The sequence below is a fragment of the Streptomyces sp. NPDC002088 genome (assembly GCF_040296605.1).
Taxonomy (GTDB): domain Bacteria; phylum Actinomycetota; class Actinomycetes; order Streptomycetales; family Streptomycetaceae; genus Streptomyces.
The window spans coordinates 23,428-48,510 of the sequence record NZ_JBEOXO010000007.1 but is presented as its reverse complement, the minus strand read 5'-3'; the positions used below and the strand labels follow the sequence as shown (position 1 = coordinate 48,510).

The 25,083-nt window shown below is 70.0% G+C and carries 27 protein-coding genes; 14 read left to right on the top strand and 13 right to left on the bottom strand.

The window, feature by feature from the left end:
* Positions 1–2: 2 nt before the first annotated feature.
* Entirely contained in the window at positions 3–539 is a 537-nt protein-coding gene (locus ABT114_RS16700; protein WP_351143726.1) for a PIN-like domain-containing protein, read from the top strand.
* Between the two features lie 77 nt (positions 540–616).
* The gene (locus ABT114_RS16695) at positions 617–1,168 is read left to right on the top strand and encodes a DinB family protein (RefSeq protein ID WP_351143113.1); all 552 of its coding nucleotides are present in this window, start codon (positions 617–619) and stop codon (positions 1,166–1,168) included.
* Between the two features lie 72 nt (positions 1,169–1,240).
* Here ABT114_RS16695 and ABT114_RS16690 read toward each other — a convergent pair whose 3' ends face one another.
* From ABT114_RS16690 to ABT114_RS16660, 7 genes are all read right to left on the bottom strand, one after another.
* Positions 1,241–1,930: a TetR/AcrR family transcriptional regulator gene (locus tag ABT114_RS16690; RefSeq protein ID WP_351143111.1), complete on the bottom strand. Its 690-nt coding sequence runs from the start codon at positions 1,928–1,930 to the stop codon at positions 1,241–1,243.
* A gap of 56 nt (positions 1,931–1,986) precedes the next feature.
* Entirely contained in the window at positions 1,987–2,808 is an 822-nt protein-coding gene (locus ABT114_RS16685) for a TIGR03943 family putative permease subunit (RefSeq protein ID WP_351143109.1), read from the bottom strand.
* Complete coding sequence (locus tag ABT114_RS16680) at positions 2,805–3,851, bottom strand: permease (RefSeq protein ID WP_351143107.1); 1,047 nt, start codon at positions 3,849–3,851, stop codon at positions 2,805–2,807. Before ABT114_RS16680 ends, ABT114_RS16685 begins: the two co-directional genes overlap by 4 nt.
* A gap of 156 nt (positions 3,852–4,007) precedes the next feature.
* Positions 4,008–5,444 (bottom strand): sensor histidine kinase, encoded by a 1,437-nt coding sequence (locus tag ABT114_RS16675; protein ID WP_351143105.1) that lies wholly within the window; start codon positions 5,442–5,444, stop codon positions 4,008–4,010.
* Positions 5,445–6,224 (bottom strand): response regulator transcription factor, encoded by a 780-nt coding sequence (locus ABT114_RS16670; protein WP_351143103.1) that lies wholly within the window; start codon positions 6,222–6,224, stop codon positions 5,445–5,447.
* Positions 6,225–6,340: 116 nt separating this feature from the next.
* A complete protein-coding gene (locus ABT114_RS16665; RefSeq protein ID WP_351143101.1) occupies positions 6,341–6,940 on the bottom strand; it encodes an FMN reductase in 600 nt (199 codons plus the stop codon).
* Complete coding sequence (locus ABT114_RS16660; RefSeq protein WP_351143099.1) at positions 6,937–8,034, bottom strand: LLM class flavin-dependent oxidoreductase; 1,098 nt, start codon at positions 8,032–8,034, stop codon at positions 6,937–6,939. Before ABT114_RS16660 ends, ABT114_RS16665 begins: the two co-directional genes overlap by 4 nt.
* A gap of 170 nt (positions 8,035–8,204) precedes the next feature.
* Here ABT114_RS16660 and ABT114_RS16655 point away from each other — a divergent pair, with 170 nt between their 5' ends.
* Positions 8,205–9,029, top strand: coding sequence for a DUF6597 domain-containing transcriptional factor (locus tag ABT114_RS16655; RefSeq protein WP_351143097.1), 825 nt, complete (start codon positions 8,205–8,207; stop codon positions 9,027–9,029).
* A 141-nt stretch (positions 9,030–9,170) separates the two neighbouring features.
* Here ABT114_RS16655 and ABT114_RS16645 read toward each other — a convergent pair whose 3' ends face one another.
* Complete coding sequence (locus ABT114_RS16645; RefSeq protein ID WP_351143095.1) at positions 9,171–9,998, bottom strand: NADP-dependent oxidoreductase; 828 nt, start codon at positions 9,996–9,998, stop codon at positions 9,171–9,173.
* Positions 9,999–10,054: 56 nt separating this feature from the next.
* On the opposite strand from ABT114_RS16645, the gene ABT114_RS16640 reads away from it, so the two are divergent.
* Positions 10,055–10,468 (top strand): winged helix-turn-helix transcriptional regulator, encoded by a 414-nt coding sequence (locus ABT114_RS16640; RefSeq protein ID WP_351143093.1) that lies wholly within the window; start codon positions 10,055–10,057, stop codon positions 10,466–10,468.
* On the opposite strand, the gene ABT114_RS16635 is transcribed toward ABT114_RS16640, so the two are convergent.
* Entirely contained in the window at positions 10,465–10,944 is a 480-nt protein-coding gene (locus ABT114_RS16635) for a MarR family winged helix-turn-helix transcriptional regulator (RefSeq protein ID WP_351143091.1), read from the bottom strand. The genes ABT114_RS16640 and ABT114_RS16635 overlap by 4 nt on opposite strands.
* Before the next feature lie 227 nt (positions 10,945–11,171).
* Here ABT114_RS16635 and ABT114_RS16630 point away from each other — a divergent pair, with 227 nt between their 5' ends.
* From ABT114_RS16630 to ABT114_RS16615, 4 genes are all read left to right on the top strand, one after another.
* Positions 11,172–11,510, top strand: coding sequence for a YnfA family protein (locus tag ABT114_RS16630; RefSeq protein WP_351143089.1), 339 nt, complete (start codon positions 11,172–11,174; stop codon positions 11,508–11,510).
* A 115-nt stretch (positions 11,511–11,625) separates the two neighbouring features.
* Positions 11,626–12,402 carry an SDR family NAD(P)-dependent oxidoreductase gene (locus ABT114_RS16625; RefSeq protein WP_351143087.1) on the top strand — a complete coding sequence of 259 codons (777 nt, stop codon included), beginning with the start codon at positions 11,626–11,628 and terminating at the stop codon, positions 12,400–12,402.
* Positions 12,402–12,584 carry a hypothetical protein gene (locus ABT114_RS16620; RefSeq protein WP_351143085.1) on the top strand — a complete coding sequence of 61 codons (183 nt, stop codon included), beginning with the start codon at positions 12,402–12,404 and terminating at the stop codon, positions 12,582–12,584. The genes ABT114_RS16625 and ABT114_RS16620 overlap by 1 nt, the downstream gene beginning before the upstream one ends.
* A gap of 43 nt (positions 12,585–12,627) precedes the next feature.
* The gene (locus ABT114_RS16615) at positions 12,628–13,893 is read left to right on the top strand and encodes a GNAT family N-acetyltransferase (protein WP_351143083.1); all 1,266 of its coding nucleotides are present in this window, start codon (positions 12,628–12,630) and stop codon (positions 13,891–13,893) included.
* A 192-nt stretch (positions 13,894–14,085) separates the two neighbouring features.
* Here ABT114_RS16615 and ABT114_RS16610 read toward each other — a convergent pair whose 3' ends face one another.
* Entirely contained in the window at positions 14,086–15,279 is a 1,194-nt protein-coding gene (locus ABT114_RS16610) for an RtcB family protein (RefSeq protein ID WP_351143081.1), read from the bottom strand.
* 239 nt (positions 15,280–15,518) lie between these two features.
* Between ABT114_RS16610 and ABT114_RS16605 the strand changes: the two genes are divergently transcribed.
* The 3 genes from ABT114_RS16605 to ABT114_RS16595 all read left to right on the top strand — a co-directional run bounded on the left by ABT114_RS16605 (position 15,519) and on the right by ABT114_RS16595 (position 18,963).
* Positions 15,519–16,373: a DUF3558 domain-containing protein gene (locus tag ABT114_RS16605; protein ID WP_351143079.1), complete on the top strand. Its 855-nt coding sequence runs from the start codon at positions 15,519–15,521 to the stop codon at positions 16,371–16,373.
* Between the two features lie 118 nt (positions 16,374–16,491).
* On the top strand, positions 16,492–17,433 hold the full coding sequence (locus tag ABT114_RS16600; protein ID WP_351143077.1) for a DUF3558 domain-containing protein: 942 nt from the start codon (positions 16,492–16,494) through the stop codon (positions 17,431–17,433).
* A 162-nt stretch (positions 17,434–17,595) separates the two neighbouring features.
* Positions 17,596–18,963 carry a DUF2637 domain-containing protein gene (locus ABT114_RS16595; protein ID WP_351143075.1) on the top strand — a complete coding sequence of 456 codons (1,368 nt, stop codon included), beginning with the start codon at positions 17,596–17,598 and terminating at the stop codon, positions 18,961–18,963.
* Between the two features lie 77 nt (positions 18,964–19,040).
* On the opposite strand, the gene lysS is transcribed toward ABT114_RS16595, so the two are convergent.
* Positions 19,041–20,810 (bottom strand): lysine--tRNA ligase, encoded by a 1,770-nt coding sequence (gene lysS, locus ABT114_RS16590; protein WP_351143074.1) that lies wholly within the window; start codon positions 20,808–20,810, stop codon positions 19,041–19,043.
* Positions 20,811–20,951: 141 nt separating this feature from the next.
* Here lysS and argS point away from each other — a divergent pair, with 141 nt between their 5' ends.
* The gene (gene argS, locus ABT114_RS16585) at positions 20,952–22,718 is read left to right on the top strand and encodes an arginine--tRNA ligase (RefSeq protein WP_351143072.1); all 1,767 of its coding nucleotides are present in this window, start codon (positions 20,952–20,954) and stop codon (positions 22,716–22,718) included.
* 120 nt (positions 22,719–22,838) lie between these two features.
* Here the strand turns inward: argS and ABT114_RS16580 are convergent, their stop codons facing one another.
* Entirely contained in the window at positions 22,839–23,252 is a 414-nt protein-coding gene (locus ABT114_RS16580) for an ATP-binding protein (protein WP_351143070.1), read from the bottom strand.
* Positions 23,253–23,365: 113 nt separating this feature from the next.
* Between ABT114_RS16580 and ABT114_RS16575 the strand changes: the two genes are divergently transcribed.
* Together ABT114_RS16575 and ABT114_RS16570 are read left to right on the top strand one after the other, a co-directional pair.
* On the top strand, positions 23,366–24,193 hold the full coding sequence (locus ABT114_RS16575; protein ID WP_351143068.1) for a helix-turn-helix domain-containing protein: 828 nt from the start codon (positions 23,366–23,368) through the stop codon (positions 24,191–24,193).
* Positions 24,190–24,435, top strand: coding sequence for a DUF397 domain-containing protein (locus ABT114_RS16570; protein WP_351143066.1), 246 nt, complete (start codon positions 24,190–24,192; stop codon positions 24,433–24,435). Before ABT114_RS16575 ends, ABT114_RS16570 begins: the two co-directional genes overlap by 4 nt.
* On the opposite strand, the gene ABT114_RS16565 is transcribed toward ABT114_RS16570, so the two are convergent.
* A complete protein-coding gene (locus ABT114_RS16565) occupies positions 24,432–25,022 on the bottom strand; it encodes an isochorismatase family protein (RefSeq protein ID WP_351143064.1) in 591 nt (196 codons plus the stop codon). The genes ABT114_RS16570 and ABT114_RS16565 overlap by 4 nt on opposite strands.
* Positions 25,023–25,083: the final 61 nt, after the last annotated feature.

The window sequence follows — 25,083 nt, the reverse complement described above, 5'->3', positions numbered from 1 at the left end:
CGCTGGTAGCGGGCGGGGTCTTCGGGCCTCGCCCTTTTTGGTGCCGGAGAGGGGCCGTCAGGCGGCCAGGGCTCGCTGAGCGTCGAGGTGGCGGGGTCCGCCGGTGCCGCGCAGATGGTGGGCCCCTGACGGCGCCCAGACACTGCGCTGCCCTGCGTACGGGGGCTCGGACCGGCGCCCGGCGTGGGCGAGGGCTGCAGCCTGCCGGATCCCTGTGCACGAGGGGCCGGTGGGGCACGAACTCTGCCTTCCCAGCAGACGCCCAGGACATCCCGGATGAGGAGTGGATCGCTCACGGCCTTGCCCAGTCCTGGGTTCCGCTGTCGAAAGACGGTCGGATCAAGACGCGGGACGTGGAAATTCGGCCCGTTCTGGACCATGGAGCGGTGCTCTTCTATCTCGACAACCAGCAACTGCGCAGTTTCGAGATGGTCGAACGCCTCGATGCCCGCCGCTCTGACATCTACCGGGCCGTGGAAAAGGGCGGTCCAGCCGCCTATGCCGTACGACTTGACCGTATCGAGCGCACCTGGCCCTGACGGTCGTGGAGAGCACAAAGCAGGGCAGCAGCCTTATTGCCTGACCCGGTCCTGAGCCCATGGCCGATCATGTGCGCATGGCCAAGTCCACCAGAAGAGGCGACCTGTTCCCCGGCGCCGACAGCGCGGCCCGCTTCACCACTCCCGCCACCGCCGACGAACGACGCCTGCTCACCGACGTCCTGGCCGCCCAGCGCGCCACGCTCGAGTTGAAGTGCTCAAGACTGGGGCCCGAGTTGGTGCTGCGGGCGGTGGAGCCGTCCACGTTGTCGTTGCTCGGGATCGTCCGGCATCTCGCCGATGTCGAGCGGCGCTGGTTCCGGCGGGTGCTGGCCGGGCAGGACGCGCCCGCGCTGTTCTCGTCCGTGGCCGAGCCCGACGGGGACTTCGACGGCGCCGTGTCCGATCCGGCGGTGGTGGCGGCTTCATGGGAGGCATGGCGGGACGAAGTAGCGTTCGCCGAAGCGTTCGTGAACGAGGCGGCCGATCTCGATGTCCACGGGTGCGACTCGTGGCGCGGGACCGTCTCGCTGCGCTGGGTGCTCATTCACATGGTCGAGGAGTACGCCCGCCACAACGGCCACGCCGATCTCCTGCGCGAGCGGATCGACGGCGAGATCGGGCTCTGAGCCAACCGAGTTGTCCCGGCCTCGGCCCCAGCCCCGGCCAACCGTCAGCCGATCGCCGTCAGTCGATCGCCGTCAGCCGATCGCCGTCGCCTTCGCGAGTTCCGCCTCCAGGCCGTCCAGCAGAGCACGTAGGCCGAGCTCGAAGGTCTGCTCCGGGGACGCGTTGTAGCCCGCCGCGACCGGTGTGTCGAGGCGGGTGCGCAGGCGGGGGAAGCGGAGGGCGACCTCGCGGGCCTTCGTCATGGCCTCCTGGAGTGCTTCCTCCGCGTTGTCGGCGTCCCGGGCCAGGCGGCGGGTGAGGGACGCGGTGGCGGAGATGGCCAGGGCGCTGCCCAGGACGTACGTGAAGACGGCGGCCGAGGCGCGGTCGGCCTCGGCGCCGGTGAAGCCGGCGGCCTCGTAGACGGCGAGGATGTGGTCGTCGTGGCGGGCCTTGCCGGGGCCGTAGATGACGTGGGAGCCCATCGCCTGCACCAGCCAGGGGTGGCGGGCGAGCATCGTGTGCAGGCCGGTCGCCATGCGCGTGGCCGCCGTCCGCCAGTCCACCGCCGCGAGGTCGGGCAGCTCGATCTCGTCCCACACATGGTCGCCGGCGAGCAGGACGAGGTTGTCCTTGTTCTTGACGTGCCAGTACACCGCGGTCGCGGCGGAACCGAGCCGCTTGCCCAGGGCCCGCATGTTCAGGCCCTCCAGGCCCTCCTCGTCGAGCAGCTCGATCGCCGTGTCGACGATCTGTTCCTTGGTCAGTGTGTCGCGGGGCATGCGCCCACGATAGGCACCGGACGACCACTTGTACAAAGTTCAGGTTCGACCCGCCGTCAGGAGGAGGGCACGAGCGGGAGGGCGTCCGAGTACGCGTTCACCGGCTGGGCGACCTCCTTGACGGTACGGGCGTCGAGCGCGGCCTGGGCGGACTTCGTGCCCAGCGTGCCGCCGGGGTGCCAGGTGCCCGTGACGGTCACCCAGGTGTTGGCGGGCAGGGCGGGGGTGCCGTAGATCCGCACCTTCACGGACTGGGCGTCCGCCGCGCAGCACGTGAAGATGATCCGGGCCAGGTACCAGCCGCCACCCTTCTTGTCAGGCGTGACGAAGCCCGTCATCTGGACACTGCGTCCCTTGATGGCCTGCTCGCGGTCCTGCTGCGCCCGGCGGGTGAAGTCGGTGAGGGTCAGCGGGACCGGCGAGGTCGCGGGCAGCGGGTCGAAGTGCCGCTGCTCCGTGACGGCCTTGGGCGCCTCACGGGAGGCGGTGTACGCGCCGAGGGCGGGCGGCGCGAAGAAGAGCAGACTCAGCGCGGGGAGGAACAGCAGCCACGCGACGCGGGGCGCGGAGGAGTGGTCGTGACCGTGGCCACCGTCATGGACCTCGCCGTCATGGACCTCGTCATCGTGTTCCTCGTTGCCATGTTCCTCGTCGCCGTGATCCTCGTCGCCATGTTCCTCGTCGCCATGATCCTCGTCCGGCCCGCGCCGTGACCACGCCTCCGCCACCCCCAGCGCGAGCAGCAGCACCCCCGACGCGATCAGCATCGGGCGCATCCCCGCCCTGACGTACCTGAGGCACAGGTCGGTGAAGAGCGAGGCGTGGAGCAGGCCGAGGCCGCTGAGGACGAGCAGGGTCACCTGGAAGGGGCGTTTCACAGCAGGGCCCCTCCGATCAGCGCGCTGGACAGGATGGCGACGACGGTCGTGGCGGCGGAGAAGCGGATGGCGAAGGCCCGGCCGAACGTGCCTGCCTGAAGGGCGATCAGCTTCAGGTCGACCATGGGCCCGACCACCATGAAGGCCAGCCGCGCCACGGGTGAGAAGCCGGTGAGGGAGGCCGCGACGAACGCGTCGGCCTCGGAGCACACCGCCAGCAGCACGGCGAGCGCGGCGAGGAACAGCACCGACAGCCAGGGCGAGCCGGAGAACGTGTCGAGCAGGGAGCGCGGGACGGTGACGTTGAAGGTGGCCGCCGCCATCGCCCCGAGGACCAGGAAGCCGCCCGCGTGCAGGAAGTCGTGCTGGAAGCCGAGCCGGAACTCCGTCCAGCCGCTGTGCCCGGGCCGGTGACCGGTGTGCCGCCGTACGGCCGGCTTGAGCCACTCCTCGCGGCCCAGGAAGAGCCACAGCCAGCCCATCACGGCGGCGGTGGCGAGCGAGGCGAGCAGTCGGGCCAGGACCATGGCGGGGCTGCCGGGGAAGGCGATGGCCGTCGCGGTCAGGACGACCGGGTTGACGGCGGGCGCCGACAGCAGGAACGCGAAGGCGGCGGCCGGCGGGACGCCCCGGCCGATGAGGCTGTTCGCGACGGGCACCGACGCGCATTCACAGCCGGGAAGTACGACTCCGGCGACTCCGGCGACCGGGACGGCGAGCACGGGCCGCCGGGGCAGCACCCGGCTGAACACCCGCGCCGGTACGAACGCGTTGATCGCGCCGGACAGGGCCGTACCCAGCAGCAGGAAGGGCAGCGCCTGCACGGTGACGGCGAGACACACGGTCCGCCAGGCCTGCACCGCCGGTGCGTCCATCCACCGGCCGACGACGAAGAGCGCGACACCGGGGAGGACAGCCGCCCCCAGCAGCAGGAACGGCCAGGACCGGGGCCGGCCGCGTGTGGGGGCGCCGTTGTCGTCGGTTCTCGCGAGGGCCGCGACCGCCGACTCGGCCTCCGCGGCCGGTTCAACTGTCTTCTGCACGCCAACTCCGAACGTCGGATCTTCGGATCTTCAGACCGAAGATAACGACCCCGACGGCCATCGATAACGTCACGACATACCACGAAAGCCCCATAAGACCCTCAAGCCCCACCCAGGCCCTCCCCCTGCACCTCCCCCTCCCGCTCCGCCGACCCCTCACCCACTGCGGCCCTCCTCCAACGGCTCCCCGCCCACCGTGAACCCGATCACCGAACCGCCCCCCTCCCGCCGGAAGGCGAACGGCGCTCCCCCGTGCGCCAGGGCCACCTCCCGCACGATGGACAGGCCGAGGCCGGAGCCGGGCAGGGCGCGGGCGTCGGCGGCGCGGTAGAAGCGGTCGAAGATGCGGATCAGGTCGGCGTCGGCGATGCCCGGGCCGCGGTCGAGGACCTCCACGCGGACCGTCCCCGGCCGGGCCGGGCCCGCGACGTGGACCTCGATGGGCGAGGTGCCGTCGCGGTCGAATTTCGTGGCGTTCTCGACGAGGTTGGACACCGCCCGCTGGAGCAGGCCCGGGCGCCCGTGGGCCGTGGTGTCGCCGCTCGCGCGCAGCACGACCTCCCGCCCGGTGCGGCGGCGGGCGAGACCGACGACGTCCTCGGCGAGGTCGGCGATGTCGACCAGCTGCGAGGGCTCGGTGTCGGACTGGCCGGCGGCGAGGTCGACGAGCTCGTTGACCAGGTCGGTCAGTTCGCGCGCCTCCTGTGTGAGGTCGGCGACCAGTTCATCGCGCGTGGCGGGCGGGAGTTCGTCGATCCTGCGCAGCAGCGAGATGTTCGTACGGAGCGAGGTGAGCGGCGTACGGAGTTCGTGGCCGGCGTCCTGGATCAGGCGGCGCTGGTCCTCCTCCGACTGGGCGAGGCGGCCCAGCATGCGGTCGAAGGCGCGGCCGAGGCGGCCCACCTCGTCGTAGCCGGTGACCGGCACCTGCACGCCCAGCCGGCGGGTGCGGGCGACGTCCTCGGCGGCGGAGGTGAGGACGACCAGGCGGCGGGTGATGCGCCGGGCCAGCCACCAGCCGAACAGACCGGCCGCGGTGACGACGGCGGCCATCAGCGCCAGCGTCCGCTGCTGGAGCGCCCGCAGCAGGTCCTCGGTGTCGCTGAACTCCTGCGCGACCTGCACCGCGCCCCGGCCGCCGCCGAGGGCGACGGTCGCGATGCGGTAGACGTCGTTGCCGACGTCGACGTCCTTGTGCTGGGTGAGCTGCCCGGCGGTGGCGGCCGCGGCGGTCCTCCGGTCGGCGGCGGTGACCGGCAGGCCCGGGCTGCCGCTGTCGACGACCGTGCCGTCCGGGCCCAGCACCTGCACGTCCGTACGGGCGGGCCGTACGACGTCGTGGCCGGGCGCGGAGGAGGAGAAGTCGTCGGGCGTCATCCGGTGCTGGCCGACCTCGTCGCGCAGGTCCTGCACGACCTCGTCGAACACGGTCTGCTGGTCGACGCGCACGAGACGGGCGGCGGAGCCGTACGACAGGATGCCGACGAGGACGGTGACCGCCGCGGTCACCGCCGCGAACGACACCGCGAGGGTGGTGCGCAGCGACACCAGCCCGGGCCGCCGCCTGGCCAGCAGCCGCCTGAGCCGGCCCACTCAGTTCTCCCGCAGCACGTAACCCACGCCGCGCACCGTGTGGATCAGCTGCGGCGCGCCGGGCTCGTCGAGCTTGCGGCGCAGGTAGCCGACGTACACGGCGAGGTTCTTGGAGCCGGGCCCGAAGTCGTAGCCCCAGATGCGGTCGTAGATGGTGGAGTGGTCGAGGACGATGCCCGCGTTGCGCACCAGCAGTTCCAGCAGCTCGAACTCGGTGCGGGTCAGCTCCAGCTCGCGCCCGCCGCGCCAGGCCCGGCGGGCCTGCGGGTCCATGCGCAGCCCGGCCGCCCCGATGTGCCGGTCGGCCGGCGATGACCCCGGCGACGAGCCGAGCGATGACCCCTGCGGCGATCCCGGCGGCGCCGACTTCGGGGTGTCGGAGGCGTCGGGGGCGGCGGCGACGGACTCGTTCGGGCTGGTGCGGCGCAGCAGGGCGCGCAGCCGGGCGAAGACCTCCTCCACGTCGAAGGGCTTGACGACGTAGTCGTCCGCGCCGGCGTCCAGGCCCGCGATCCGGTCGGCGGTCTCCACCAGCGCGGTCAGCATGAGGATCGGGGTGCGGTCGCCCTCGGCGCGCAGCACCCGGCAGACCTGGAGTCCGTCGATGCCGGGCATCATCACGTCGAGGACGAGCACGTCCGGCGGGGTGCGGTGGGCCTGCGCCAGCGCCTCGACGCCGTCGGCGACCGCGGTGACCTGGTAGCCCTCCAGGGCCAGGGCACGTTCCAGGGCGTGGCGGATGGCACGGTCGTCTTCGGCGAGCAGCACAGTCGGGGGCACGAGCCCAGTCTGCCAAGGTTCCGGTGTCGTACGACCTGATGATCCGGGCTCGGGCGTCCTTCTTACTGGCCTCTCACCGTTCCGGACGCAACCCGGCCCGTGCCCCTACCGTCCTCTCACCCCGCGGGCCGCAGCGCGGCGAGCTGCTCCGCGAACGGCACCACGTCGAGGTCGTGCTTGACCGGCCTGGTCGCCGACAGCCCCTGCATCAGGGTGGCCAGCTCCCCCGCCGCCCGCTCGATCCGCTCGGGCAGGCCCTCCGCGCCCCAGTCCTCCGAGGCGGCGTACACGCCGGTCGGGACGACCACGGCCCGCAGGTAGGCGAAGAGCGGACGCAGGGCGTGGTCCAGGACGAGCGAGTGCCGGGCGGTGCCGCCGGTGGCGGCGATCAGCACCGGCTTGCCGGCCAGCGCGTCCTTGTCGTGCGCGCCGAGCACGTCGAAGAAGGACTTGAACAGTCCGCTGTACGACGCCGAGAACACCGGCGTGACGACGATCAGACCGTCGGCCTCCGTCACGGCGTCGAACGCGGCGGACAGCGCCCGCGCGGGGAAGCCGTTGGTGAAGTTGTGCGCGATCTCGACGGCCAGCTCGCGCAGCTCGACGACCTGGACGTCGGCCGGGGCCCGCCGGTCCACGGCGGCGGCCAGCCGGTCGGCGAGCAGCCGCGTGGAGGACGGGACGCTCAGCCCCGCGGAGACGACGACGAGCTTCATGCGACGACCTCCTGGGAGTCGGTGGAGACCTTGGCGAGCAGGGACTGGTGGGTCGGCGCCTCCGGCACGTCCGCCGGACGTCCGGCGGCGAACTCCTTGCGCAGCACCGGTACGACCTCCTCGCCGAGCATGTCGAGCTGTTCGAGGACGGTCTTCAGGGGCAGTCCGGCGTGGTCCATCAGGAACAGCTGGCGCTGGTAGTCGCCGGCGTACTCGCGGAAGGACAGGGTCTTCTCGATGACCTGCTGCGGGGAGCCGACGGTCAGCGGGGTCTGGTCCGTGAAGTCCTCCAGGGACGGCCCGTGCCCGTAGACCGGCGCGTTGTCGAAGTAGGGACGGAACTCACGCACCGCGTCCTGGGAGTTCTTCCGCATGAACACCTGGCCGCCGAGGCCGACGATCGCCTGCTCCGCCGTGCCGTGGCCGTAGTGGGCGTACCGGCTCCGGTAGAACTCGACCATCCGCTTGGTGTGGTCGGCGGGCCAGAAGATGTTGTTGTGGAAGAAGCCGTCGCCGTAGAACGCGGCCTGCTCGGCGATCTCGGGCGAGCGGATCGAGCCGTGCCAGACGAACGGCGGTACGTCGTCCAGCGGCCGGGGCGTGGACGTGAAGCCCTGGAGCGGCGAGCGGAACTTGCCCTCCCAGTTCACCACGTCCTCGCGCCACAGCCGGCGCAGCAGGGCGTAGTTCTCGATGGCGAGGTTGATGCCCTCACGGATGTCCTGCCCGAACCAGGGGTAGACCGGCCCGGTGTTGCCGCGGCCCATCATGAGGTCCACCCGGCCGTCGGCCAGGTGCTGGAGCATCGCGAAGTCCTCGGCGATCTTCACCGGGTCGTTGGTGGTGATGAGCGTGGTGGAGGTGGAGAGGACCAGCCGCTCGGTGCGCGCGGCTATGTAGCCGAGCATGGTCGTCGGCGACGAGGGCACGAACGGCGGGTTGTGGTGCTCGCCGGTCGCGAACACGTCGAGCCCGACCTCCTCGGCCTTCAGCGCGATGGCAACCATGGCCTTGATGCGCTCACGCTCGGTCGGTGTACGGCCCGTGGTCGGGTCCGGGGTGACGTCGCCGACGCTGAAGATCCCGAACTGCATGGTCGCTCAACCTCCAAGTTGTTGACCGTTCAACTATACCCCTCCAACGGTGTCCGACCCCCAGGTATTCCGCCGCCTGAATCTGAGCTGCCGGCTGAACCTGAGCATCAGCCTCAATGTCGAACCTGAGCATCAGCCTCAATGTCAGTGCCCCGTCCTACGATCCCGACATGGCCGCCCCACGCCGTGACACCCGAGGCATCGTCGGCGCCGAGGAGTTCCTCGCGCGCGTGGACTTCCGCCGCCCCGAACCCGCCGAGGCCCTCCGCCGCCACGTGGAGCACTACTGGCTGATCGACTGGGACCTCCGCGAGCCGTACGTCTCCCACGTGGTCCCGCACCCCTCGGTGCACATCGTCTTCCAGCAGTTCGAGGGCCAGGCCCCCTTTGTCGAGGTCGCCGGCATCCAGCTCGGCCTGTTCACCCAGAAGCTGGAGGGGCGGGGCCGGGTGTGCGGCATCAAGTTCCGGCCGGGCGGCTTCCGCCCCTTCGCGCCGGGGCAGGGGGTGAGCGAGTGGACGGGCCGACGGGTCCACTCCCCCGAGGCCTTCCCGACAGCGGACCTCGAGGCCGTCCTCACCCCTGACGACGAGGACGCCCGCATCGCCGCCCTGGACACGTTCCTGCTCAGCCTCGCCCCGCGGCCCGACCCCCAGGCCGACCTGGCGATGGCCCTGGTCGGCCGCATCCGCACCGACCGCACGATCCGCCGCGTCGCCGACTTCGCCCGCGCCGAGGGGATGTCCGTACGACTGCTGCAACGTCTGTTCGCCGGGTACGTCGGCGTCGGCCCCAAGTGGGTCATCCTGCGCTACCGGATCCATGAGGCCCTGGAGCGCGCCGAGACCGATACGGCGGTCGACTGGGCGGCCCTCGCCGCCGACCTGGGCTATGCGGACCAGGCCCACCTGGTCCGCGACTTCACGGCGACGGTCGGGGTGCCACCCACCGCCTACGCGACCAACCCAGCCGCTTCACGAAGTGGAACGCCGTGATGTCCATCCGCTCCCGCAGACAGAAGCGGTGGGCGCCGGTCCGCTGGGTGCCGGAGTCCAGGTTCAGCACCCGGCAGCCGAGCGCGCGGGCATGATCCTTGAGGTGGGCGAGGACACGCCCGCTAGAGGGGATCACGGCCACTAGGGGATGAGGACCAGCCGCCCCCGCACCCCGCCCTCCGCCAGCCGGGCGTGCGCCTTGGCCGCCTCGTCCAGGGCGTATGTCCCGGCCACCCGGAGGGTCAGCACCCCTTCGTCCACCAGCCGGACCAGCTCCGCCAGCCGCGCCCCGTCGGCGCTCACCTCGACCGCACCGGTCCGAACGCCCCGCACCGAAGCGGGCTGGGCCTGCGGAATCACCCCGGCGAAAACTCCCCCGTCCCGCACCCACTCCAGTGCCGCCCCGCCGAGCACCGCCGCATCCAGCACCGCGTCGAAGCTCGCCGGCTCGACCTCCCCGGCCGTGAAGTGCGCGGCGCCCAGGGACCGCACGAGGTCCTCGTCGTCCTTGCGGGCCAGTGCGGTCACCGAGATCCCGCGGTGGGCGGCGAGCTGGACGGCGTAGCCGCCCACGGCACCGGCCGCACCCGTCACCAGCAGCGAGCGCTCCGGCGTCAGCCCCAGCAGGTCCAGGGCCTGTGCGGCGGTCAGCGCGTTCAGCGGCAGGGTGGCGGCGTGCACGGCGTCCACCGTCGCGGGCGCCTTGGCCACGGCGCCCGTGTCCACGACGACGTACTCCGCATGCGTACCCAGCGCCTTGACCACGCCGTAGTCGAGCGCCACCACCTCGTCGCCCACGCTCCACGCCGTGGCCACGCCGGTCGCGTCCACCGTCCCGGCCACGTCCCAGCCGAGCCCGATCCGCTTGCCCGCACCCCCGAAGGCACCGGACCGCACGCCCGCGTCGACCGGGTTCAGCGCGGCCGCCGCCACTTTGATCCGCACCTGCCGCGCACCCGGCTCGGGCACTCCCGTCTTTCAGTAAGTAGTTACCTGAAGGTGCCTACCTCACCCGGAGGAGAGCCATGGCGACCACGACAGCGGCCCAGCGTCGCGAACAGGCCCGCATCGAGTACGACGCCTTCCTCCGCGGTTGCCCCACCAACCAGCTCCTGGACCGCATCAGCGACAAGTGGGTCAGCCTCGTCGTCTCCGCGCTCGCCACCGGCCCCATGCGCTACAGCGACCTCGGCCGCAAGCTCGCCGGCGTGAGCCCCAAGATGCTCACGCAGACCCTGCGCTCACTGGAACGCGACGGCATCCTCACCCGCACGGTCACCCCGTCCGTCCCCGTCCGCGTCGACTACGAACTCACCCCACTGGGCAGCAACCTCGCCTGCCTGCTCACCGTTGTGAAGGACTGGGCGGAGACCCACTTCGACGAGGTCCACGCGGCCCGGGAGCGGTACGACACCGAGAGCGAGAGCGGGCAGAACTAGACCCGCCCCTCCCGCAGCCGGGCGACCTGCTCCCCACTGAAGTCCACCGTCCGCTTCATGTGCCCGATGATCAGGGCGAGTTCGGTGTCGTCCAGCCCGTCGAAGAGGGCGGTCCAACCACCGCCCAGCCGGTCCCACACCCGCCCGAACTCGGCGATCCTCTCCGGCACGGTCGCCACCAGCACCCGCCGCCGGTCGGCCACGTCCCGCTCCCGGACCACGTACCCCGCCTTCTCCAGCCGGTCCACCAGCCGGGTCGCCGACCCGGTCGTCAGCCCCGTCAGCTCCGCGATCCGGCCCGTGGTCACCGGACCACCCTCCAGCGTCAGCAGGTTCAGACACTGCAGGTCGGTGGGGTGCAGGCCGATGTGGTCGGCGACGGCCTGGTTGAACAGGGCGTAGGAGGCCATATAGCGGCGAGAGACGGTCGACAGCTCGTCCAGCAGCCGCGACCGCTCGTTCTCGGACCCGGACATGCCCCGCTCCTCTTCGTCTGCGCCGCGCAGAGCTTGTGCGGCGCGGCGAGCGCGCCGCGGCCTGCCACAGGCAGCGTCGGCCACCGCAGCCGCATGGATGTCGCCATGGATGTATCCCATTGGATGTATCCCACGCGGAGCCGACGGCAGGCGCCCTCCATCAGGTGACACCGGAGCCGTTCGAAGGGCGTACGAAAGGCGTACGAAGAGCGTGCGAAGCTGCCCGCATGCTGATCCTCCGCTCCGCCGCCCTGTTCGTCGTCGCCGCGCTCTTCGAGATCGGCGGCGCCTGGCTGGTCTGGCAGGGCCTGCGCGAACACCGCGGCTGGCTCTGGATCACCGGCGGCATCCTCGCCCTCGGCGCATACGGCTTCGTCGCCACCTTCCAGCCCGACGCCCACTTCGGCCGCATCCTCGCCGCGTACGGCGGGATCTTCGTCGCCGGTTCGATCCTGTGGGGAGTGGTCGCAGACGGCTTCCGCCCCGACCGCTGGGACATCACGGGCGCGCTGATCTGCCTCGCCGGAATGGCCGTGATCATGTGGGCGCCGAGGAACGGCGGCTGACCGCTCCCCCCTCGGAACACCCGACCGCACGATCTCCCCCGTCGCCTACGCTGGGCCCTGAGCAGAAACGAACGCCCGCACGCCTGATTCGCCCGCACGCCCGAGGAGCAGCCCCATGGCCACCGCCGCACCCTCCGCCGCCGCCCGCATCGCCGTCGTCACCGGTGCGAGCAGCGGAATCGGCGCCGCCACGGCCCGGCAGCTCGCCGCCGCCGGCTACCGCGTCGTCCTGACCGCCCGCCGCAAGGACCGCATCGAGGCGCTGGCGGAGGAGCTCAACGCGGCCGGCCACTCGGCGGCGGCGTACCAACTGGACGTCACCGACCGCACGGCCGTCGACGAGTTCGCGACCGCCTTCAAGACCATCGGCGTCCTGGTCAACAACGCGGGCGGCGCACTCGGCGCCGACCCGGTCGCGACCGGCGACCCGGCGGACTGGCGCACGATGTACGAGACGAACGTCATCGGCACGCTGCACCTCACCCAGGCCCTGCTCCCCAAGCTCGACGCGAGCGGCGACGGCACGATCGTGGTCGTCTCCTCCACGGCCGGCCACGGCACGTACGAGGGCGGCGCGGGCTACGTCGCCGCCAAGCACGGCGCCCACGTCCTCGCCGAGACCCTGCGCCTGGAGATCGTCGGCCGGCCCGTCCGTGTCATCGAGATCGCGCCCGGCATGGTCAAGACCGACGAGTTCGCGCTGACCCGCTTCAGCGGCGACGAGGAGAAGGCGGCGAAGGTCTACGCGGGCGTCGCCGAGCCGCTCACGGCCGACGACGTGGCGGACACGATCACCTGGGCGGTCACCCGCCCCGCCCACGTCAACATCGACCTCCTGGTCGTCCGCCCTCGCGCCCAGGCATCCAACACGAAGGTCCACCGGGAACTGTGATGCCGGACGCCGAGCCCGAGCCCGAGCCCTTGCCGGACGACCCCGCCCGCGCCGCCGAAAAGCGCCGCCTCGCCCAGGAGACCAAGGACGAACGCCGGGTCTGGATCTTCCTGGCGTACTTCCTCTTCGGCATCCACATCGTCGCGTTCGTGATGATCTACGCGGTGCGACACGCGAAGTAGAACCGCAGGTGGCCAGAGCCCGGAACGCCCTAGGGTCCTGACAGTGGACAGACACATACCCTTCGAGGCCCTGCACAACTTCCGCGACCTGGGCGGCTACCCCGCCGGCGACGGCCACCGCATCCGCCCGGGCCGCCTGTTCCGCTCGGACTCCCTCGGCAAGCTGACGCCGGACACGCAGGACTGGACCCGCTTCCTCTCCCTCGGCATCCGCACCGTGGTGGACCTCCGCTACCCGTGGGAAATCGAGACCCGGGGCCGCATCCCAGCCCACCCCTCCTTCGCCTACCACAACCTCAGCATCGAGCACCGCCCCTACGACCAGGCGGCCCTGACCCCCGACATCGCCCCCGGCCCCTACCTGGCCGAACGCTTCATGGAGGTCGCCGAGGACGGTACGAAGGAACTCCGCACCGCACTGGAACTGATCTCGGAGTCGGCCGAGTCAGCCTCCCCCCTGGTCTTCCACTGCGCCTCGGGCAAGGACCGCACCGGCCAGCTCGCCGCCCTGACCCTCTCCCTCCTGGGCGTCCCGGACCCGGTGATCATCGAGGACTTCAGCCTCACCGAACTGGCCACCCAGTCCCTCCTGACCGACTGGAAAACCCGCAACAACGGCCACACCCCCACCTGGCCCGGCTTCGCCCGAGCCCCCGAGTCGGTGATGCGCCTGTTCCTGGCGTCGCTGAGGGCCCGCTACGGCTCGACGGAGGCCTACGTGACCGAGGCCCTGAATCTGAACGCGGAGTCCCTGTCGGCCACCCTGCGCACGCACCTCCTGGAGCCGGTGCCCACCACCTGGCCCAACCTGACCTACCGCAAGGCCACCCCCACCGACGCCCCCGCCCTGGTCCGCCTCCGCGACACGGCCGCCCTCTGGCAACTGGCCCGCGGAATCAGCCAATGGCAGCCCGGCGAAAAGGACGAGACCCACTTCCGCACCCGGATGCGGGAGGGCGAAGTCTGGCTGGCCCACACCGGCGACCACCTGTCCGGCGCCTGGGAACTCTGGTGGGACGACCCGGCCGCCTGGGGCCCCCGCCCCCCTGACGCGGGCTACATCCACCGCCTCATGACCACCCCGCACACGGCCCCACCAGGCACGGGCCGCAAAATGCTGACACAGGCCGAATCCCGCATCGCCGCCACCGGCCGCCCCTACGCCCGTCTGGACTGCCTCACGTCCAACCCCCGCCTCCGCGCGTACTACGAGTCCGCCGGCTACACGGTGGTCGGCGAACAGCGCGCGAAGGACGGCGGGTCGGGAAGCCCGTACGCGGTGACACTGCTGGAGAAACGGCTCGCTTAACTCACAGGGGTGAACCGCCTCGATCACCGGCACGGCGCCGAACTCCCGACCCAGTAAGCAATCTTGACGAAGTCCGGTGCGGTATCGCGCCCCGTAAGGGGCGCGGGGCTGTGTCGACATGCGGCTCCGCCGCGTGGGCGCGACCAGCCCCCACCGGCCCGCAGGATCGTCACCGCGCTTCCAGCGGAGCGCTCAGCCCTTCACGCAGACGACCTGCTTCAGCTTCGCCACGACCTCCACGAGGTCGCGCTGCTGGTCGATGACCTGCTCGATCGGCTTGTAGGCCCCCGGGATCTCGTCCACGACGCCGGAGTCCTTACGGCACTCCACGCCCCGCGTCTGCTCCTCCAGGTCCTTCGTCGAGAAGCGGCGCTTCGCCGCGTTGCGGCTCATGCGCCGGCCGGCGCCGTGCGAGGCCGAGTTGAAGGCCTTCTCGTTCCCGAGACCCTTCACGATGTACGACCCCGTACCCATCGAACCCGGGATGATCCCGTACTCGCCGGAACCGGCCCGGATCGCGCCCTTGCGGGTCACGAGCAGGTCCATGCCTTCGTAGCGCTCCTCGGCCACGTAGTTGTGGTGCGCGCTGATCTCCGGCTCGAAGGTCGGCTTCGCCTTCCTGAACTCCTTGCGGATCACGTCCTTGAGGAGCGCCATCATGAGGGTGCGGTTGTACTTCGCGTACTCCTGCGCCCAGAAAAGGTCGCTGCGGTACGCCGCCATCTGCGGGGTGTCCGCGATGAAGACGGCGAGGTCACGGTCGACCAGCCCCTGGTTGTGCGGGAGCTTCTGGGCCACTCCGATGTGGAAATCGGCCAGTTCCTTGCCGATGTTCCGGGAGCCGGAGTGGAGCATCAGCCAGACCGAACCGACCGTATCCGTGCACACCTCGACGAAATGGTTGCCGCTTCCGAGCGTTCCCATCTGTTTCGTGGCGCGTTCCTGACGGAATTTGACCTCTTCGGCGATCCCGTCGAACCGCCCCCAGAACTCGTCCCACCCCGCAGTGGCCAGCCCATGGAACCCTCCCGGATCCACGGGATCGTCATGCATCCCCCGCCCCACCGGAATCGCCTGCTCGATCTTCGACCGCAGCCGCGACAGATCCCCCGGAAGGTCGTTCACCGTCAGTGAGGTCTTCACCGCCGACATTCCGCAGCCGATGTCGACCCCCACCGCCGCAGGGCATACCGCGCCCTGCATGGCGATGACCGACCCGACCGTCGCGCCCTTCCCGTAGTGCACGTCCGGCATGACGGCCAGGCCCTTGATCCACGGCAGGGTCGCGACGTTCTGCAGCTGCTGCATCGCCACGTCCTCGACCGTCGCGGGGTCGGCCCACATGCGGATGGGGACCTTCGCGCCCGGCATTTCCACGTACGACATATCGTCCTCATTCCCCCGGAACCAAAAGAAAAGCCTTAAAACGCAAAACCGGCGCCAAGGTCAACAAATGGGACAACGGACCGGCGTCCACGGCAGTGCGTGCGATACACATTGTCTCCAGGGAGCGCCCCCGTGCGGCAAGCGAATAACCAGCGGGGACACTGGCAGGCCCGGGATCGTTCCAGGGACAGACTCACGCCAGACACCCACCGAGACACACCGTCGAAGGGAGCCTCACCGTGCAGCGGAAGGCGTACGTATCCGGCGTCGCCGCGCTCCTCGCGGTGCTGCTGGCCGGCTGCACCGGTAGCTCCGGCGAGGGCGACACCACGGACAACTCCAACCCCGGCAGCGCCGGGCAGGCGACGGCCGCGGCCCAGCCCGGGAAATACCGCACGCTCCCCGAGCCCTGCGGTGCGGTCAGTCACGACACCCTCGACGCCCTCCTCCCGGGCATCGCGCAGATCACTGACCAGGAGCAGCGGGACAAGGCCTACGACGGCGAGGCGACGCTGACGTACGACACCGACCGCAAGGTCGGCTGCCGCTGGAAGGTCGAGTCGGCGGACGCCACCGACCACCTCCTCATCGACTTCGAGCGAGTGGTGTCGTACGACAACACGGTGAGTGACGACAGCCAGGCCGAGGAGCTCTTCGCGACGAAGGTGGAGGCGGCGGACCTCCCGGAGCCGACCACGCCCATCTCCGAGACCGAGACCGGGACCGACACCGGGACCGCTTCCGGGTCCTCCTCCGCCGTCCCGAGTTCGACACCGTCCTCGACGTCGCCCTCGTCTTCCTCGGCGTCGCCCTCGAGCACGCCTTCCTCTTCCTCCTCCGCCACTCCCGCCGACCTCCAGCCCCGCACCCTCGGCGATCTTGGCGACGAGGCGTTCCTGGACGACGTGCTCAGCAGCTCCGGTTCGACGGCCAGGCAGCGCACGGTGACTGTGGCGTTCCGCACGTCGAACGTCATCGTGACCATCGAGTACGAGGAGCAGCCGGCCACGGTCGGCATCGTCCCGGACAGCGAGGAACTGCAGGACAGGGCCCGGAAACTGGCCGCCCGGCTGGCCGACTCACTGGCCGGTTAGCGCCACTTGCGGGCCCGTCCGCGCTCGTTCTCAAAGCAAATGAAGCGCGACCGCACAGCTTCTTCACCGCGTACCGTGGCCCCTCGGACCCGATCCGACCGCAGGAAACACGAGCGTCATGAGTGAAGGAACCATGCAGCGACGAGCCCAGCGAGACGACCAGCGTGACCAGAGTGCCCAGCGAGCAAGGCGCCTCCGCCGCGCCCTTGCCGGCGTGGCAGCAGTCCCCGTGATCCTGGTTGCCGCCGGTTGCTCCTCGGGCTCCGACTCGGACTCCGGCTCTGGTGGCAGCGGGCAGAAGGACTCCGGCAGTGGCGCGAACTCGTCCGTGAGTGCGTCGCCGACGGTCCAGGCTGCGGCGTACCAGAGGCTGCCCAAGGCGTGTGCGGTGTTGTCGTCGAAGACTCTGACCGGACTCGTGCCGAAGGGTGCGAAGTCGGGCAAGGAGGGCACGTCGAACGATACGGCGTCGCGCGCCAGCTGCTCGTGGAGCAGCCTGGAGAACAAGGGCGTGAAGGGTTCGCAGTTCCGCTGGCTCAACGTCTCTCTGCTGCGTTTCGACTCCGACACCACGCGCGGCACGGGCGAGAAGCAGGCGCAGGCGTACTACGAGCAGCAGGTTCAGGACGCTCAGGCGGTGTCGGGGGCGAAGAACATGAAGTCGGAGCCGTTGGCCGGGACGGGCGACGTGGCGACGACTGTGCGCTATGACCTGAAGAAGAAGGAAGGCGCCTTCAAGCAGCAGACGGTCGTGGCGCGGGTGGAGAACGTGGTCGTCACTCTCGACTACAACGGCGCGGGTCTGGCCGGTGAGAAGACTCCGAGCGCCGACGGCCTGGCGACGGCCGCGCAGAAGGCTGCCAAGGAGGCGGTGACGGCGGTGGCGTCGGTGAACGGCAGCGCGGGCACGGCGAGCCCCTCGCCGTCGAAGTCGGCATCGTCTTCGCCGTCGAAGTCGCCGTCGAAGTCGGCTTCGCCGTCGGCATCGAAGTCGGCATCGTCGTCGGCGTCGAAGTCGGCGAGTGCCTCCCCGTCCCGGTCGGTGTCCAAGAAGAGCTGACTGTCATACCTGGAGGCCTGAGGGCCAACTCGTAGTCGATTTCGGCTTTTTGACGGAGTCCGGCCCCTTCGGGGTCGGGCTCCTGGCGTACCGGCAACACGTGCGCCATACACATGTGCCACTCTGTTGCGCGCAACAACACGCAAGGGGAGGGGAGTACGAGTGGCCGCGCCACTGCAGCTGACTCGGATGCACCGCGTTCTCATAGGCGTGGTCGTGGCCGGCGCCGTGATCATCGCCGGCATCGGCTTCGCCGGTTCGTACGCGGCGGTCCGAGAGCTTGCGATCAAGAAGGGCTTCGGGAACTTCGCCTACGTCTTCCCGATCGGTATCGACGCGGGCATCTGTGTCCTCCTCGCGCTGGATCTGCTCCTGACCTGGATCCGCATCCCGTTTCCGCTTCTGCGGCAGACGGCGTGGCTGCTGACGGCGGCGACGATCGCCTTCAACGGTGCCGCTGCCTGGCCGGACCCGCTGGGCACGGGCATGCACGCGGTGATCCCGGTGCTGTTCGTGGTGGCGGTCGAGGCGGCCCGTCATGCCATCGGGCGCATCGCCGACATCACGGCCGACAAGCACATGGAGGGTGTCCGTCTCACCCGCTGGATGCTCTCTCCGCTCCCGACGTTCCTCCTGTGGCGCCGTATGAAGCTGTGGGAGCTGCGCTCCTACGAGCAGGTCATCAAGCTGGAGCAGGAGCGTCTGGTCTACCAGGCCCGTCTGCGTTCCCGCTTCGGCCGGGCGTGGCGGAGGAAGGCCCCGGTGGAGTCGTTGATGCCGCTGCGGCTGGCCCGGTACGGGGTCCCGCTGGCGGAGACGGCTCCCGCGGGCTTGGCGGCGGCGGGTATCGAGCCGGCCTTGCTTCCGCCCGCACCGCAGCCGGCGCTGGCCGCGGCGCCTGCGGCCGGCACGGCTCCCGCAGTCGGTGCGGCTCCCGCCGCGGGCGTGGTTGATCCGGCCGCCGGAGTCGCGGGCGGTCCTGCCGCCGGGTCGGCGCCCGTTCCCCAGCAAGCAGCACGTCCCGGCGAGCAGCGCCCGGAGCTGGTCGGCAGCCCCGGCGTGGGGCAGCCGGGGTACGAGGCCGAGCCCGATCAGAGTCCCTGGTTCGAGACTCCTCGGCAGACCGAGTACCAGGGCGGCTACGACCCGGCCTACGATCCCGAGCAGCAGTACGCCGACTGGTACGCCGAGCAGCAGCAGGCGGAGCAGTATCAGGACCAGTACTACGAGGAGCCTCCCTTGCAGGAGCCTTCTCCGGAGGAGACGGGCACCTTCCCCATCCCGGCCGGCCCGAACCGTACCCGTCAGCTCGGCGAAGGCGGCGGCACCCCGGCTGTGGAGCCGGACGAGGAGTCGTACTACCAGGTCTTCAAGCAGTCGATCAACGGCAGCTATCCCACTCCGCGTGAGTTCAGCAACAACGTCGAGGCGACCTACGGCGTTCCCGTCATGGACGCCGACGCCAAGCGCATGGTGATGCGCTTCACGAACCGTCACACCGCGGAACTGCAGGACGACCACATCGCGTAGCGATGTGGTCGGACGGACGAGCCGATGAAAAAAGGGGCCCGGCGAAATCGCCGGGCCCCTTCCGCGTATCGCGGGCGCTACGCCCCGAGCAGCTCCCGCACCCGCTCCTGCCCCACCGCCAGCAGCAGCGTGGGCAGTCGCGGCCCGGTGTCGCGCCCGACGAGCAGGTGGTACAGCAGCGCGAAGAACGTCCGCTGGGCGGTCTTGATCTCCGGCGGCAGTTCCTTGGGCGTGGCGTCGGCGGGGAAGCCGGCCTGGACCTTGGGAACGCCGTAGACGAGGTGGGTGAGCCCGTCGAGCGACCAGTGGTCGGCCAGCCCGTCGGCCAACAGCCGCAGGGACTGCTGGGAGGCCTCGTCGAGGGACTTCAGCAGCTCGGCGTCGGGCTCCTCGCGCACGATGGTGCGCTGGTCGGCGGGGACGTGCGTGTTGATCCACGCCTCGGCCTTGTCGTACCGGGGCCGGGCCTCGTCCAGCGAGCCGATCGGGTTGTCCGGGTCGAGCTCGGACAGGATCCGCAGCGCCTGGTCCTGGTGCCCGGCGGTGATGTCGGCGACGGACGCCAGCGTCCGGTACGGCAGCGGCCGGGCGGTACGCGGCAGCTCAGCTGCGGCCGTCCGCACGGCACGCGAGTGGGCGGCGACGTCCGCCGGCAGCGCCGAACCGTCGGCGACCTTCGCGTCGAGCTTGTCCCACTCGTCGTAGAGGCGCTGGATCTCCTGGTCGAAGGCGATCTTGAAGGACTGGTTGGGCCTACGGCGGGCGTACAGCCAGCGCAGGATCTGCGGCTCCATGATCTTCAGCGCGTCACCGGGGGTGGGGACGCCACCCTTCGACGACGACATCTTCGCCATGCCGCTGATGCCCACGAACGCGTACATGGGCCCGATGGGCTGCTTGCCGCCGAAGATCCCGACGATCTGGCCGCCGACCTGGAAGCTCGACCCGGGAGAGGAGTGGTCGACGCCGCTCGGCTCGAAGACGACGCCCTCGTACGCCCAGCGCATCGGCCAGTCGACCTTCCAGACCAGCTTGCCCCGGTTGAACTCGTTCAGCCGGACGGTCTCGGAGAAGCCGCAGGCGTTGCAGGTGTACGTCAGCTCGGTGGTGTCGTCCTCGTACGAGGTGACGGTGGTGAGGTCCTTCTCGCAGTTGCCGCAGTACGGCTTGTACGGGAAGTACCCGGCCGAGCCGGAGCTGCCGTCGTCCTCGGCGGCCGCGCCCGAACCCTCCTCGGCCTCCAGCTCGGCCTCGTCGACGGGCTTCTGCGACTGCTGCTTCTTCGCCGGAGCCTTCTTGGTGCGGTACTGGTCGAGGATCGCGTCGATGTCACCCCGGTGCTTCATCGCGTGCAGGATCTGCTCGCGGTAGACACCGGCGGTGTACTGCGCGGTCTGGCTGATCCCGTCGAACTCGACGCCCAGCTCGGCGAGCGCCTCGACCATGGCGGCCTTGAAGTGCTCGGCCCAGTTCGGGTACGACGAGCCCTTCGGGGCCGGGACGGAGGTCAGCGGCTTGCCGATGTGCTCGCCCCACGAGTCGTCGACACCGGCGATGCCCTGGGGCACCTTGCGGTAGCGGTCGTAGTCGTCCCAGGAGATCAGGTGCCGGACCTGGTGGCCCCGCCGGCGGATCTCGTCGGCGACGAGGTGCGGGGTCATGACCTCACGGAGGTTCCCCAGGTGGATGGGGCCGGAGGGGGAGAGGCCGGACGCGACGACAACGACCGGAGCGGTAGCGAGTGATGTCGCTTTGCCCGGGGCCCGACGCTCCGACTCCTCGATGACCTCATCCGCGAAACGGGAGACCCAGTCGGTGGTCTCGGTGCTCTGAGCCACGATCGGCACGTCCTCTTTTTCTGAAGGTGCTGCTGAAGGTACTGACCGTCCCATTCTCCCAGACCACCCCGCGCCCGGGAAAACGGCTTTACCCCCCGTGGGATACTGGGCGGGTCTATCCATCCCACGAGGAGAACGGCACCCACTCCTATGGCCTCGGTCACGTCCCTCAGCGACTCCGTCCAGCAGCACCTCGCGACGGCACTCTCGGCAGCCCTGCCGGATGCCGGTTCCGCGGACCCGCTGCTGCGACGAAGTGACCGGGCGGACTTCCAGGCGAACGGCATCCTGGCGCTCGCGAAGAAGGCCAAGGCCAACCCGCGGGAGCTGGCGACGCAGGTCGTCTCCCACATCGTCACCGGTGACGTGATCAAGGACATCGAGGTCTCCGGTCCCGGCTTCCTGAACATCACGATCAGCGACAAGACGATCACGGAGAACCTGACCGCGCGGTACGCGGACACCGACCGCCTCGGCGTGCCGTTCGCCGCGCACCCGGGCACGACGGTGATCGACTACGCGCAGCCGAACGTGGCGAAGGAGATGCACGTCGGCCACCTGCGCTCGGCGGTGATCGGCGACGCGGTGGTCAAGCTCCTGGAGTTCACCGGCGAGACCGTCGTCCGGCGTCACCACATCGGCGACTGGGGCACCCAGTTCGGCATGCTCATCCAGTACCTGGACGAGCACCCGCACGAGCTGGACCACAAGGCCGATGAGGTGAGCGGCGAGGAGGCGATGTCGAACCTCGACCGCCTCTACAAGACGGCCAGGAAGCTCTTCGACTCCGACGAGGAGTTCAAGACGCGGGCCCGTCGCAGGGTCGTGGACCTCCAGGCCGGGGACCCGCACACCCTCGCCACCTGGCAGAAGTTCGTGGACGAGTCGAAGATCTACTTCTTCTCCGTCTTCGAGAAGCTGGACATGGAGATCCGGGACGCGGACATCGTCGGCGAGTCCGGCTACAACGACATGCTCGCGGAGACCTGCCGCCTGCTGGAGGAATCCGGTGTCGCAGTCCGCTCCGAGGGCGCGCTGTGCGTGTTCTTCGAGGACATCAAGGGCCCGGACGGCAACCCGGTCCCGCTGATCGTGCAGAAGTCGGACGGCGGCTACGGCTACGCGGCGACCGACCTCTCCGCGATCCGCGACCGTGTCTTCAACCTGAAGGCGAACTCCCTCCTGTACGTCGTGGACGCCCGGCAGGCGCTGCACTTCCGGATGGTCTTCGAGACCGCCCGCCGGGCCGGCTGGCTGAACGACGACGTCAAGGCCTTCCAGCTCGCCTTCGGCACGGTCCTCGGCAAGGACGGCAAGCCGTTCAAGACCCGTGAGGGCGAGACGGTCAAGCTGGTCGACCTCCTCGACGAGGCGGTCGAGCGGGCGACGACCGTCGTCCGGGAGAAGGCCGAGAAGGTGGGCCTGTCCGAGCAGGAGATCGTCGAGAACGGCCAGTACGTCGGTATCGGCGCCGTGAAGTACGCGGACCTGTCGACGTCGGCGGTGCGGGACTACAAGTTCGACCTGGACCAGATGGTGTCGCTGAACGGCGACACGTCCGTCTACCTCCAGTACGCGTACGCCCGTATCAAGTCGATCCTGCGCAAGGCGGGCGAGGCCCGTCCGGCCGCCCACCCGGAGCTGGAACTGGCCCCGGCGGAGCGGGCGTTGGGCCTGCACCTGGACCAGTTCGGCGAGACGGTCCTGGACGTCGCCGCCGGCCACGAGCCGCACAAGCTGGCGTCGTACCTGTACCAGCTGGCGTCGCTGCTGACGACGTTCTACGACCAGTGCCCGGTCCTGAAGGCCGAGACGCCGGAGCACGTGGAGAACCGCCTGCTCCTGGTCGACCTGACGGCCCGCACGCTCCACAAGGGCATGGCCCTGCTGGGCATCAGGACGCCTGAGCGCCTCTGACCCAGCAGGCGCGGATCCCCCGGATCTGCGCCCACGCCCGCTCGAAGAGCACCGGTACCGGGCATGCCGCCGACCGGTGCTCTTCCGCGTCCGGCAGCAGCAAACCAGCGGAAACGCAGGTCACGTAGTGGGTCGTAGGCGCGCGAACTCGCACCACACCACCTTGCCGAGCTCCCGCTCCCCCACCCCCCACTTGTCGGCGAGGGCCGCGACCAGCAGCAACCCCCGCCCTCCCTCGTCCGCCTCGTCGGCGACGCGCGGCTCACCCGGCCCACTGTCGTGCACCTCCAACCGCAGCACCTGCCCGTCGCACCGCAGGAACACCAGGAAGTGACGCCCGGGCGGCGCGCCGTGCACCAGCGCGTTCGTGGCCAGCTCACTCACGCACAGCAACACGTCGTCCCCGACCTCGGTACCCGCGAGCCCCCAGCCGACCAGCGCCTCGTACGCGAACTGCCTGGCGGCAGGTACGGACCGACGCTCACGCCGGAAGAACTTCTCGCGCAAAGGCGGGAGTTGGATCGTCTCGTTCACGGGACGAGAGTTGCGGAGAGTCACTACCGTGGATCACCGAGTGAACCCGTACGGAATTTTTGTACGGGTTCATACGGGGTCGCGTACGGACAGGCATGGGGAGTTGGACCAGCATGAACTCCAGGAACGTTCCACGGAAGAAAAACTTCTCGGCCACGAAGATGCTGGGCGTCCAGCTCGGAACGGCTCGGCGGACGGCGGGCATGACGCAACGGGAACTCGGGGAGCGACTGATGCTCGACGAGGAGACGATCGCGTCGATCGAGCAGGGAAGGCGGCCGCTGAAGCCGGATCTGGCGGAGCTGCTGGACGAAATCCTGGGGACGAAAGGGCTGTTGGCGGCGGGGGTGGCCAACCTGCCGGAGATCGATCAGTTTCCGATGTGGGCGGAGCTGTACGTGGAACACGAGCGTGAGGCCATCGCCCTCTCCCTGTACGCCAACCAGGTCCTGCCCGGCCTCCTCCAGACCGAGGCGTACGCGCGGGCGGTCCTACGTGAACGGGTGCCCGCGTACAACGGGGACGAAGTCGAGACCAAGACGTCTGCCCGCGTGGGCCGTCAGGACATCCTGCATCGCACAGACCCGCCGACGGTCAGTTTCGTCATCTGGGAACCGGTGCTGAGCCTGGAGATCGGCAGTCCGGATATGCGCATCGAGCAGTTGCGCCACCTGCACGCGTGCGCCGAACTCCCATCCCTGTCAATGCAGTTCTTGCCATTGACCAGCCCGTCGCATGCCGGACTCGACGGCCCCTTCGTACTCCTGGAAACACCGGACCATCAGCACCTGGCCTACATCGAAGGTCAGCGCGGCAGCCAGTGGGTTTCCGACCCGGACGAGGTGTCCATCCTGGCGCGCAAGTATGCGATGCTGCGAGCACAGGCCCTGACGCCGCAAGAGTCAAAAGACCTGCTGGACCGTCTGCTAGGAGAGAAATGAGCACCGCACTTCAGTGGTTCAAGTCGACCTACAGCGGCGATGAAGGCGGCGAATGCCTCGAAGTCGCTTACGTCTGGCGCAAGTCCAGCTACAGCGGCAGCGAGGGCGGCGAGTGCGTCGAGGTCGCCACCTGCCCCCACACCATCCACATCCGCGACTCCAAGAACCCCGAAGACAGCGGCCCCACCCTCACGGTCGCCCCCACCACCTGGACCGCCTTCACCGCCTCCCTCGCCCGCTAGGAAGGCGACTTGGCGAGCAGGTCGACGATCTCCTCGGTCGTCCCGGGTTCGCCGATGAGCGGGAAGACCCACGAGACGCTGTGCTCGTGCGCGGCGCCGTTGATGTCGGTCATCGCGTCTACCGCGAACGTGACGTGATACCCGTGCTCGTGGGCCGCGCGGGCCGTGGATTCCACGCCGAGGCTGGTCGCCACCCCGCCGAGGACGATCTGCGTCACGCCCCGGCGGCGCAGTTGGAGGTCCAGGTCGGTGCCGTAGAAGGCGCCCCAGTTCCGCTTGGTCACGAGGATGTCCCCGTCGTGTCCGGCGAGTTGCTCGGCGATCGGGCCGAGGTCGTACGGCCGGGAGGTCCCGCCCGCCCGTCGCGCGGCCTCGCTGCGGCCGCGTACCGCGTCGGCCCCGTCGGGCGCGGTCGCCATCCGGACCAGGACGACCGGCAGACCGGCGGCACGGAACGCGTCGGCAAGCTCGGCGGCCCTGGTCACCACGTCGGCAGCCGCGTAGGGCTGAGTGGGGGCGGCGAGCGTACCGACCTGGAGGTCGATCAGTACGAGTGCGGTTCTGTCGTCCACTACGGTCACGGCCACGATGCTGCGCCTCTCCAACTGCCGGTGCTGACAGGCAGCCTAGCGCATTAGTTGCGTAAAT